The following is a 12,602-nucleotide window of genomic DNA, read 5'->3' as shown; positions in this document are numbered from 1 at the left end:
CACAATTTTTGTGCTATAAAAATTAAATTGCAATAACTTCATTATCAGCTGAAAGAACAAATGTTTTTGATCTCATCATTTCTTTAACAATAAAAAATCTTCCGTTAATTCCAATTTTCACTCCGGGATAAATTGTTCCGGTTACAGAAATTTTAGATGAAGTTGGAACATAAATTTCATTGGTTAACTTTAAATTTATTTCTTTCAATTTATCAATTTCCGCTATTAAATTTTTATGTTCTGCAACAAATACTTTTACTTTTTCTTTACATTGATCATTCAATCTTTTCATTTGTGCAAACTCAAATAAAACTTTATCAACTCCTTCTAGTTTTTTTCTAAGTTCTGCTTGGCAAGCTTTATTATCAATAATGGAATTTCTCTTTAGATAGTCAAAACCAACTTCCACAATTGTTTCAGATTCACTTGAATTTCCTAAAGTATAAATATCTATTGCATCACCGGCAATTGTTTGTCCGCCCACAATAACGGCTTTATTTCCTTTGCAAGTAATTTTTGATTTTGCAAAAACTTGAGCATTTAACAGTTCTTTATAAACTGTAACGGATCCGCGCGAAAATACTTTTTGATTTTCAACAAATTTAACTTCAATATCACCATCTGCTTTAAGAATACCTTTACCTTTTCCTAAAAATCCACCGTGAACAATAATATTTTTTCCTGATTCTAAAATTGCATCACCGACGTATCCATCTACTTCAATATCTTTTGATAAATTCAATGTAAAATCATTATTTACATTTCCTTTAACTTTTAATGCACCTTTGCTGATTATATTTCCGGATTTAAAATCAATATCACCGTTTACCATAAAAGTATCTGTAATTGAAATTGATTCTTCTTTAAGTTCAAGAAATCCATCCAACTTTGAAATTATATGATTTGGATTTTCATCCGAAAATTTTGTATTGGAACCTAATTTTATTTTTACTTCTTTACCGGGAATTGGATTTACATTTTTACCGAAAACATTTATTCCGTTTTCACCATTTGTTGGCTGATGAATAATTGCAATTAATTCTTCCGCTTTTACTGAAATTATTGGATTTGTTTTATGAAATTCATCGCAATTTAAATTTTGCAATTTTTCTTTGTTAGCTGTACAATTTTCCAATTTGCCATCAATGCCGTTTACCGGAAATTTTCCTTCTGAAACACAAATATCCTTTAAAATATGTTTATCATTTTTCACAAATTCTAATTTTTCTGAAAGTAAATTTTTGTTTATTTCGGAAGTTACGTTTAAGCTTATAATTTTATTTACTATATCTTCTAAAGAAGTAATTGGATGATCATCAATTGATGGATAAATATCAACCAAAACTTTCATTGTATCTTCAGAAATTTTTACATCACCGGATCCATCTAAACTTATGGGAATTATTTTTGGGCGATGATTTTCAATAATAAAAAGTCCATCTTCTGATGCGATATAATCTTTCCCAAGTTGCTCTATACTTGATTTACTGTCATGAAAATCTGGATTAATTTCGGAAATTAAATCTGATTTTTCATTTTCAGTATCTGAAGCATTTTCATCAATAATGTATCTAAAAAGTATTGAAGATTTTTTTACAACATTGAGTTGTTCAAACGGCACATCAAGTCTAGTTAAATAAATTTTACTTCCTTGAAGTGTTGGTGGAATTTTAGAAGTTAATTCTTCACTAAGCGGTTTAACAAAAAGTTTTGCTTTTTGAAAAGTTGATTTAGACTTTTCAACATTTACATCAGACATATAATTACAAAAAATGTGAATAAATATAATTTCGATTTATTGTCGAAAGAAAAAAGTTGTTTTTTAGATGTGTTATCTTTATATAAACAAAGAACTTAATGCAAGCTCTCTGTTTAAAAGTTTAAAGAAGTATATTAATTTAAATCTATTCAAAAAATAATTTTATGAATTTACGTTTACCAACTTTTAAAACATTTCCATTTTCAATTTTGATAATAGTTTTCGGATCATCAATTTTATTCCCTTCAATTGAAACTCCGCCTTGAGTTACTAGTCTTCTGGCTTCACCGCGAGAAGGAGCAAGTTCTGCTCTCATAATTAATTCGATAATATCAATATTAGATTCAGTAAGTTTTAATTCCGGAATTTCATCAGGAACACCTTTGTTAATAAAAATTTTATCAAACTCTGCTTCTGCATTTTGCGAAGCTTCTTTTGAATGATACATTTCAACAAATTTGCGTGCTAATTTTCTTTTAATATCTCTCGGATTTGTATTCATTTCAGAAAGTTTATTTTTTACTTCGGCCAATTCATTAGCTGGAATATCTGTGCCAAGTTCAAAATAAGTAAAAATTAATTCATCGGGAATGGATAGAGTTTTTCCATAAATGTCTTGCGGAGTATCATCAATTCCAATATAATTTCCATAAGATTTGCTCATTTTTTCTGTTCCATCGGTTCCAACTAGAAGCGGCATAGTTAAAATTATTTGAGCTTCAACACCGTATTCTCTTTGAATATCTCTTCCAACCAAAAGATTAAATTTTTGATCGGTTCCGCCAAGTTCAACATCGCTTTTAATTGCAACAGAATCCATAGCTTGAGCAAGCGGATAAAGAAGTTCATGCATACTTATTGGAATTCCACCTTGAAATCTTTTTGTAAAATCGTCTCTTTCCAACATTCGCGCAACTGTATATTTTGAAGATAATTTTATCACATCTTGAAAACTCATTTTTCCCAACCAATCGGAATTATTAACAATTTTGGTTTTTTCCGGATCAAGAATTTTCTTTGCTTGAAGCCAATAACTTTTTGCATTTTCTTGAGCTTCTTCAAAAGTTAACGGGGGACGAGTTGCATTTCTTCCGGAAGGATCGCCAATCATCGCGGTAAAATCACCAATTATTAAAATTGCTTGATGTCCAAGTTTTTGAAATTGTGCAAGTTTTCTCAAAACTACGGAATGTCCCAAATGCAAATCTGGTCGAGTTGGATCGCATCCCAATTTTATATTTAATGGCTTATTTTCATTCTTTGATTTTTCAAGTTTTTTAACTAATTCTTCTTCTGGAATAATTTCTGAAGTTCCGCGTTTAATAATTTCTAATTGTTCTTTTACTGGTAAAAACATTCATTACTCACTTTATTAAAATTTATTGAATATTTAATTTAGTCTTTCCCGAACGATTTAATCTGGAATCCAAAAAACTTTTATAGATTCCGCATAGTTACTTAGTAATTTCGTGAATGACAACTGTGCAATCGCTAACGAAGATATTTATTTTAAAAGCAAGTTTCACCGTAAACTCCTCACAACTACTATGAAACTAAAATTTATAATTTAATTTTTCTTTCAGCTTCGCGCTGCATATCTTTTTTAGCAATTGCTTCACGTTTATCGTAAGACTTTTTACCTTTTGCAACTGCTAACTCAACTTTTACTTTTCCTTTTTTGAAATATAAACTTAACGCAATAAGCGTATTTCCTTTTTCCATTATTTGTCGGTCTAATTTTCTAATTTCTTTCGAATTTAAAAGAAGTTTCCTATCTCTATTTGGAATGTGATTAAATCTATTTCCTTGTGTATATTCGTTAATGTGTGCGCCAATTAGCCAAACTTCTCCGTTAGAATCAATTTTCGCATAACTATCAACTAAATTTGCTTTATGTTCTCTGCAAGATTTAACTTCGGTACCAACTAAAACAATTCCTGCTTCCAAAGTTTGAAGAATTGCATAATCATGCCGAGCTTTTCTGTTATGCGTAATATTTTTTGATTCTTCTTTCATATCTTTTTTTTAAGAAAAATAAAGTTATTTTTAATGACTGTTAAATGCAAGGTTTGAAAAGATTATATAAATAATAAAATTGCGTCGGGAATTATGAAATTTAGAAAAATTTATTTTAATCTTATCTTTTTAGCAAATATTTTACTCATCGCACAGCAGCCAAAAATTAATAAAATAGAACCGCCAAATTGGTGGAGCAATCACACTTTCAATAAAATTCAATTAATGATTTACGGCGAAAATTTATCTCATGCAAATTTGATTTCGTTAGATGAAAAGATTAATATTTCTTCCATTCCTCATAAAAATGAAAATTATTTATTTGCGGAAATAGAAATTGAAAATTCTGCACAACCAAAGATTTATAATTTTTTAATCTCCAATAAATTTGGAGTTGATACTTTACAATATCAGCTTTTAGAAAAAAATAATTCTGAAAATATTCATCAAGGATTTTCCACAGAAGATGTAATTTATTTGATTTTTCCGGATAGATTTGTTAATGGAGATACTTCAAATGATTTTATTGCAAATGAAAAAGAAGAGTTCGAATTTAAAGATTTGAATGGAAGACACGGCGGCGATATTCGAGGAATTATTGATAAATTAGATTATCTTCATGATTTAGGAATAACTGTAATTTGGATCACTCCGCTTGTTGAAAATAATATGTACATGAGTTATCACGGTTATGCGGCAACTGATTTCTATAAAATTGATCCACGGTTTGGAAGCAATGAACTTTACAAAAAATTGGTTGATGAAGCTCATAAAAGAGGAATTAAAATAATCTTAGATCACGTTGCAAATCATATCGGAAGCAATCATGAATGGATTTCAAAACCTCCAACTCCAACATGGATAAATGGAACTACGCAAAATCATTTGCCAGCCGAGCATGATAAAGTTGTTTATGTTGATGTTCATGCAGATAAACGAAATATTGAATTTGCAAATAAAGGATGGTTTGTTGATACAATGCCGGATTTGAATCAAACTGATTCTTTACTTGCAAAATATATTATTCAAAATACAATTTGGTGGATTGAATTTTCCGGACTTGATGGAATTCGTGAAGATACTTATCCTTATTCTGATCCGGAATTTATGTCAATTTGGGCTAAAGAAATTTTAACACATTATCCAAAACTTAATATTGTTGGTGAAGTCTGGAAAGGCGATCCCGCAGTATTAGCAAAGTTTCAAACCAATAATTATTTCCCAAATGAATTTGATACAAATCTTCCGGTAGTTACAGATTTTGCAATTCGTGATGCACTTTATGATTATTTGGATGGAAATTCCGGGTTGCTGAAAATTTATGAAACTTTCGGGCAAGATTTTGTTTATTCAAATCCCGATAATCTTCTTACATTTTTTGATAATCATGATACAGATCGAGGAATGTTTGCCGCAAAATGGAATTTGGAAAAGTTTAAAAAAGCTTTAACAATTATTTTAACCTCAAGAGGAATTCCTCAAATATTTTATGGAACGGAAATTGGGATAGATGGCGGCGGACATCATGGAAAAATTAGAGCAGAATTTCCCGGTGGTTTTCCGAAAGATTCATTAAATGCTTTTGTTGAAGGTGGAAGAAATTCCAACCAAAATGAAATTTTTAATTTCACGAAAAAACTTTTAAATCTCAGAAAAAATAATGAAGCAATGAGAATAGGAAAATTTGTTCAGTATTTTCCGAAAGATAATGTTTATGTGTATAAAAAGGTTTTAGATAATATTGAAATAGTTATATTTTTAAATGATGGAAATCAAGAATATCAAATTGATTTATCAAGATATTTATCAACCAATAATTTTGAAAATATTGAAACAAAAAATTTGCTAAATGAAAATTTACCCGAAATAAAATTTGATGAAAAATTTATATTACCAAATAATTCAATATCCATTTGGGAATTTAAACACAAAAATTAGGATACATTTCCGCTAAAATTATGTTGAGGATTAAATGTTAGAAATCCAGAAAAAATTAACAAACACATTTTATAGTATTTTAGCTTTGCCAGCTACAGCTGTTGGCTTTGCGCTATCAACACAAATCGCCGCATTGAGTTGGATACTAAATAAAAAATATGGTTTGAATATTCATGAAGTTGCGTTTGTTTGGCTTGCCGGACCGCTTGCCGGTATTTTTGGTCAAGTTATTGTTGGAATGATTAGTGATAATGTTTGGTTTCTAAAAGGAAGGCGAAGACCATTTATAATGATTGGCGGAATTGTCGGATCATTGATGTTTTTAGCTTTACCACAAATTGGAGTTATCTCCAAAGCTACGGGAATTACAAGTATAATTTTTATTGCGTCAATTATTGCGTTACTTCTTGATTTATCCGTAAACGTAACATTCAATCCGGCAAGATCTATAATTGCAGATTTAACTCCGGAGGGGAAAAAACGAACTTCCGGTTATGTTTGGATGCAAGTAATTTCGGGTACTTTCGGCGTGTTGGCATATTTTCTATCTATGGTTTACGGAAATGAAACTTTACTATTGATTGCCGCAATTTTTGTTTTTGCTTGTTCAATATTTCCAATTTTGTTGATTGAAGAACCAAGAGAATTACCCGGATTAGTTGAGACAAATAAAGATTCACATTCAGTTTTGGATATTGTTAAATCAATTTTTCCATTGTACGGATTTTTAGTTTTTGGTGTATTCAGTTTAATATTTCATTTCTATCAAAATGAATTACGATTTATGCATAATCCTTTGTTGATTCTTAGTTTAGTTTACACCGTTATTATTGGCACTTGGATAATTATAAAAGGTAAAAGTGCAGAATCAGATAAAAATGAATTTCAAAAAATTATGCTTGCTCACACATTTACGTGGATTGCTTTTCAAAGTATGTTTGTGATGTCCGGATTTTTTATTGATAAACAAATAATTCCAAATATTGATCTTACAAATGTTTTTGCAAATAAATTTGCAGAATTTTTAACTGGAGTTATGCAGACAAAAGATACAACAACCGGCAATATTGTTTCACTGGGATTTTTAATTCTAAATGCAGTTGGAGCAATATTCCCAATGGTTTTATCTGCAATTTCCAAAAAATTGGAAGAGTTAGAACTTACACAATTGCTTTAGCTTTTAGCGCAATCGGATATTTCTATATTGCATTTTTAGGAAAATTTGAAGGCAATTTTTATTTGGGAATGTTTTTAACCGGAATCGGTTGGTCGGCTGTAATTTCAATTGTATTTTCAATTGTGACTGAAAGAATAAACCAAAATAAAATGGGTTTGTTTATGGGAATTTTCAATCTTGCTGTTGTACTTCCACAAATGATGAGCCAAGGTGTTGCAAACATTATTTCCGAAACGCAGAATTATCAGTTACTTTATATTCTTTGCGGAATATTTATTTCATTTTCTGTTGTTTTTTGGTTATTTATAAAAGAGCCAAGATCAACAGCAGAAATTACTTCGTCAATTAAAGGCGGACATTAATTTTTAAAAATTTGTTATTGAAGTTTATTAAGTATTTCAATTCATTTTAGTAAGTCAGAAGTTTCGATTTTTTCTGAATAATTTTAATTATTTAAATATTTCTTAATAGAGAAAAAAGTATTCTAAAATTCTTCTACTAAATAATTTGACACGTCATTTATTTTCCTATTAGTTCGATAATATTTTAATATCAATTAAAAATAATGCACAGATTATTAATATTTATTTTTCTTTTTGCAAATTTCATCTTTCCGCAAAACAACAATTCAAATTTTGAATTTTCCGGAATTACTGAATTTTGGAAAATTATTAATACACTCGAATCAAACAGAGAACCAAGCATTTCTGAATGGAATGATTTATTTAAAACTCCGGGATATAAAGTTTTAACAAGCGGTGAATTTTCAAAACAATTTTTTATTGAAAATTTTAAACTTGTTTTTATGCCGTCAAAAAAATCGCAGTTAAATGAAGCTTTAAAATCCGGAAGAAATTTAAATCATCTTAATCATTATATAAAAGTTAGAGATAACAAAAAATTAATTGATGAACAATTAACCAAATTAAAGCGCAATAATATCAGTAAGGAAGCAATTAAAAAAACTTTACAATTTTTACCTCAAAGTAATGTAGATCAATATCCGCCGGTTTCTTTTATAATTTTTGAAAGTAATGGAAGAGGATCAACTCCAATTGTTGTAGATCTTGCAGCATCAATTGAATGGGATTTATTAAATTTTCTTTCACACGAATTTCATCATTGGTACAGAAATAGGCAATTGCAGTATGATATTTACAAAATTGATGAAAGCGAAGAAGACTTGGTTAATGCTTTTGCAAAAATTGAAGCTGAAGGAATTGCCGATATGGTTGATAAAAAAGAGTGGTTCACAAAATCGAGTAATGCAATTTCAAATTATGCAAGACAATATATAAATGATGTTGGAAAAGCTCCATACGTAATAAAAAGAATAGAAGCATTAATTTTGGAATTAAGCAAGAATAAAATTAATTCTAAGCAAACAGGAAAAAGAGTTCTACAAAGTCTGCCCCAGCAAGGACACACAACCGGATATTTTATGGCAAGTTTGATTTTAGAAAAAATTGGCAAAAATGAATTAGTTAAATGTGTTGGGAATCCTTTTGGATTTATAAAACTTTATAATCTTGCAGCAAAAAAAAGTAATGGAAGATATCCTTCATTTTCGGATGAAGCAATTAAAGTTATAAATGGATTAGAAGAAAAATTGAAGAAATAAAATCTTTGCAATAATTACATCACATTAAATTTTGCATTTTGCGTATTAATTTTATTTGAAGCTTTCGTTAAAATTAATTTCCCAATTTACTTTTTCACTTTTTTCAAATTTTACATGAACTCGGACAATATTATCATCCATGAATTTGAGTGAATAATTTTCAAAATCATGATGAATTGAATTTCTTCCTTGCACCCAATTTTGTCCACCCGGAATATAAATTGCAACATTGTGTGACGTTTTTAAAATTCCTAATGAAGTACCGGAAATTGTATTTTTTTCAGAACTCCAAAAAATATTTTCTACTTCGTGAGCACCTTGCAAAATATGCCGATCTGTAGAAATGAATTGCGGATTTCCGGTTTTTTCATGAAGTGATAACAATGTTACACTTTGCGGAAGCAATTTAATTTTTAATGAATTTGAAATTTCACCGACAAATTTTTCCATCCAAAAATCATAACCTAAATAAATTGTTTTGGGATTTAACCAAAGTCTTTCAAATGTAATTTCCTTTTCTATTAAATCTTCTGTTGGATTAAAAATTCCTACTACATTCCACTCAGCAAATGATTTTTTAATTTTAGTGATAAAAATATTTTGTTTATCCGAATCAAATAAATCAACCGGTTTTGCAGCTTCTCCAAATTGCGGAAGAATTTTTTTTAGAATTTCTAAACGAGAAAAATCCAAATCTGAAAGTCGATCACCGGAAATTATATTTCCGCCGCTTAATCCAATTATTGTTGCGGCAGCTTGAGCTTGTGGAATTGATAAGTGATTAATGCAAATATGATCAGCATCATTTACCCAAGCATTTTTATGAAAATAATATCTCTTTGCAGCAGCCGGTGCACTGCTTGAAGAATCCAAAAAATATTGCTGCCAAGCAGCTTTTGAATAACCATAATTTTGATCAAGTTCGATGCGCATACTATCAATAAATCCGACAGAAACATTTCCCGGACCGCAATCATTTATATGTATTTCATTTCCAATTGCATTTCTAATAATTTCAAAACCTTTTCGGTAAACTTGTGCTGGTGTTGCTGTTAAATCATTGAAATGATGTGCAGAGAAAATTGACCATGCAACAAAATCAATTTTAATCATTTCATAACCCCAAACATTTCCAATTTTATCAAATAAATTATAAAACCATTTCTCCGCCTCCGGATGTGTAATATCCAAACAATAACGTTTTGGGTTTTCATTCTTTGCCCAATCTGTATCTAAACTTGGCCAAGGTCCAACTCGAAGAAAATTTCCATTTTTATCTTTCAAAAACCAATCTTGATTTTTCTGAAAAATTTCTACCGGTTCCGATACCAAATACGGTGCAATCCAAAGCCCAGGTTTTAATCCATAATATTTTATCTTTTCTGCAAGCCATTTCATTCCATGAGGAAATTTTGTATTTCCTTCCCAATCGCCATGATAACGTTGAAAGCCTTCATCAATCTGAATATATTCTAAACCGTATTGCTTCAAATTTTTAGAAACAAATTCTGCGTTGCATACAACCTCATCTTCCGTAATATGTTCATAAGTATAGAACCAATTGCACCAGCCGTTAATTGTGGAATTTGTTCTTACAGAATTTAAAATTCCCGTTACTTTTGCAAAATCTTCTAAAGCTGTATATGGATTTTGAGAAATATTTATCATGAAACGATTTGAAGAAATTTCTTTACCGGTTTTTAAAATTGTTCCTGGTGCAAAAACTGATTCTGTATATATTGAAATATTATTTTGTGAATATTTTGAAACAACGATTTCGCCAAGCCCGGTATGGTTATCAACAAATCCGCAGACTAACCCCTCTTTATCATATCCACGGAAAAATCCAACATTCCACCAACTTCTTACCCGATGATCAGCCGGATAATTAAATTCCGAAGAAATTTTACCACCTTTAGTTGGACCATACGGCGTTGGCTCTTTGTAAGGTTTTCCAAATTCGTGAATCATTCCGGCATCGTAATACATTGCACCGTTTGTTAAAACTTTGCTTGTGTTAATCCAAGAAAGTGAACTTCCAATTTCTTCAATTGCACATATTGGCTCAATACTTTTTATATTGAAATTTTTGGAAGAAACATTTTTGCACTTAGCTTCAATAATTATGTTATTCCAATTTTCATAAAGTGAAAACGAAGTTTGAAAATCTAATTCACCATTTAAATCTTTTGAATAAACTTCTAACTTTTTTCCTTTGCCAAGTTTATCATCAATGTTTTTTGTAGATAAAATGTGAGAATAATTTTTCTGCGAAATTGAAATTTTACCAAAATTTAAATTCGCTCTAACTGTTGCATTCGAAATGGAGAATTCACCATAATTTTGATGAATATTAAATCTTCCGGTTTTTTCATCAAAATAAATTGAGAAAAAATTATTACTAATTTGCGGATTTTCACTGCTAAAAAAGTTTGAGTTTAGCGGATTTATAAAAGCTAATGAAGCACTTGTAACAGAAATTTTTTTTATAAATTCTCTTCGATTGAAAGAATCCGACATAATTTTTATTCCTTATGTTGCCACGAATTCAAGAATATCTTAATCAATATCATCGACAAACAGAACTAATAATCCGGCAATAATCATTGAAATTCCACCAAGAATTAATGCATAAATTGCATGATTATCAAAAAGATTTTTTACAAAAAATCCCAAAATTGCTGCAGCTGTAATTTGAGGAATTACAATAAAGAAATTAAAAATTCCCATGTAAACTCCCATTTTTTCGGCTGGAAGCGAACCGGTTAAAATAGCGTATGGCATTGCCAAAATTGAAGCCCAAGCTAATCCAATTCCAAGTTCAGAAATTAGTAATAAATTTGGATCTTTAATAAAGTAGAACGAAGCCAAACTTAATCCTCCAATAATTAAGCTAATAAGATGTACTGTTTTTCGCGAAGTTTTTTTCGCCATCCACATAATTGCAAATGCCATAATTGCAGCAAATCCATTATAAACTGCCATTAAAATTCCTACCCAATCTGCGCCTTCGTTATATAATTCTGATGAAGTATCAGCTGCTCCGTAAATGTGTCTTGTTACTGCTGGTGTTGTGTAAATCCACATTGCAAAAAGTGCAAACCATGAAAAAAATTGAACATAGGAAAGTTGTTTCATGGTTTTTGGCATGTTGTATAAATCATTAATTATGGAAAGCAATCCGGATTTAGATTTGTTTTTAGCAAAACGTCCGGCTAAAATTTGTAATAATCCAAAAGCAGAAACTCCACCAAATAAAACATATAAACCTAAATCAATGTAGATGAAATTTGCAAAAACGATAAGTAAAATTACTCCGGCAATTGTCCACACAAAACCATTTTTATATAAGAAAGATGAATTAACATTTAAAGATTTTTCTAGATTATTTCTACTGGATTTTATAGAAGTTTCTTCCGAATACAATTTTAATTCTTCCGGAGAATATTCGTTTGATTTTAAGACTGTCCATAGTACAGCGAGAAAAAAAACTGTACCGCCGATATAAAACGAAAATTTTACTGAGTCTGGAATTTCGCCGGTTGGAGCAGTGTTAGAAATTCCAAGCCAATTTGTCATAATATAAGGAAGTGCAGATGCAACAATTGCCCCAGTACCAATAAAAAAACTTTGCATGGAAAATCCGGTTGTTCGCTGTTCTGAAGGAAGCATATCGCCGACAAAAGCTCTGAAAGGTTCCATTGAAACATTTATTGATGCATCCATTATCCAAAGCATTCCGGCAGCAAACCATAATATTGGTGAATTTGGCATTATAAATAAAGCCAACGAAGCTAAAATTGCACCAACCAAAAAATATGGTCGTCGTCTCCCAAGTTTGCCCCAAGTGTTATCACTCATGTGACCTATAATCGGCTGAATAATTAATCCGGTAACCGGAGCTGCAATCCATAAAATCGGAATTTCATCAATGTTTGCACCAAGAGTTTCAAAAATTCTGCTCACATTTGCATTTTGCAAAGCGAAGCCAAATTGAATTCCTAAAAATCCAAAACTCATATTCCAAATTTGCCAGAAGCTTAATTGCGGTTTTTTCAAGTTACACCTTCGAAATTTTATTTGTTTCCAAC

Annotated in this window: 9 protein-coding genes; 4 read left to right on the top strand and 5 right to left on the bottom strand. The window is 30.1% G+C overall.

Going from position 1 to position 12,602, the window contains the following annotated elements:
• Nucleotides 1-22 precede the first annotated feature (22 nt).
• The 3 genes from IPM32_16370 to smpB form a co-directional block, all read right to left on the bottom strand.
• A complete protein-coding gene (locus tag IPM32_16370; GenBank protein MBK8946826.1) occupies nt 23-1,759 on the bottom strand; it encodes a DUF342 domain-containing protein in 1,737 nt (578 codons plus the stop codon).
• A 145-nt stretch (nt 1,760-1,904) separates the two neighbouring features.
• The gene (locus tag IPM32_16365; GenBank protein MBK8946825.1) at nt 1,905-3,116 is read right to left on the bottom strand and encodes a tyrosine--tRNA ligase; all 1,212 of its coding nucleotides are present in this window, start codon (nt 3,114-3,116) and stop codon (nt 1,905-1,907) included.
• Nucleotides 3,117-3,319: 203 nt separating this feature from the next.
• A complete protein-coding gene (gene smpB, locus IPM32_16360) occupies nt 3,320-3,775 on the bottom strand; it encodes an SsrA-binding protein SmpB (protein MBK8946824.1) in 456 nt (151 codons plus the stop codon).
• A 93-nt stretch (nt 3,776-3,868) separates the two neighbouring features.
• On the opposite strand from smpB, the gene IPM32_16355 reads away from it, so the two are divergent.
• The 4 genes from IPM32_16355 to IPM32_16340 all read left to right on the top strand — a co-directional run bounded on the left by IPM32_16355 (nt 3,869) and on the right by IPM32_16340 (nt 8,511).
• A complete protein-coding gene (locus IPM32_16355) occupies nt 3,869-5,713 on the top strand; it encodes a cyclomaltodextrinase N-terminal domain-containing protein (protein ID MBK8946823.1) in 1,845 nt (614 codons plus the stop codon).
• 34 nt (nt 5,714-5,747) lie between these two features.
• Nucleotides 5,748-6,890, top strand: coding sequence for an MFS transporter (locus tag IPM32_16350; GenBank protein MBK8946822.1), 1,143 nt, complete (start codon nt 5,748-5,750; stop codon nt 6,888-6,890).
• Entirely contained in the window at nt 6,794-7,252 is a 459-nt protein-coding gene (locus tag IPM32_16345) for an MFS transporter (GenBank protein ID MBK8946821.1), read from the top strand. The genes IPM32_16350 and IPM32_16345 overlap by 97 nt, the downstream gene beginning before the upstream one ends.
• A 203-nt stretch (nt 7,253-7,455) precedes the next feature.
• Complete coding sequence (locus IPM32_16340) at nt 7,456-8,511, top strand: hypothetical protein (protein MBK8946820.1); 1,056 nt, start codon at nt 7,456-7,458, stop codon at nt 8,509-8,511.
• Between the two features lie 51 nt (nt 8,512-8,562).
• Here IPM32_16340 and IPM32_16335 read toward each other — a convergent pair whose 3' ends face one another.
• Both IPM32_16335 and IPM32_16330 read right to left on the bottom strand, forming a co-directional pair.
• Complete coding sequence (locus IPM32_16335) at nt 8,563-11,031, bottom strand: alpha-galactosidase (protein MBK8946819.1); 2,469 nt, start codon at nt 11,029-11,031, stop codon at nt 8,563-8,565.
• Between the two features lie 39 nt (nt 11,032-11,070).
• The gene (locus IPM32_16330; GenBank protein ID MBK8946818.1) at nt 11,071-12,570 is read right to left on the bottom strand and encodes an MFS transporter; all 1,500 of its coding nucleotides are present in this window, start codon (nt 12,568-12,570) and stop codon (nt 11,071-11,073) included.
• Between the last annotated feature and the right edge of the window lie 32 nt (nt 12,571-12,602).

The sequence above is a fragment of the Ignavibacteriota bacterium genome (assembly GCA_016716225.1).
Classification (GTDB): domain Bacteria; phylum Bacteroidota; class Ignavibacteria; order Ignavibacteriales; family Melioribacteraceae.
The sequence above is the reverse complement of the archived record's forward strand: the minus strand, read 5'-3'. Positions and strand labels throughout refer to the sequence as shown.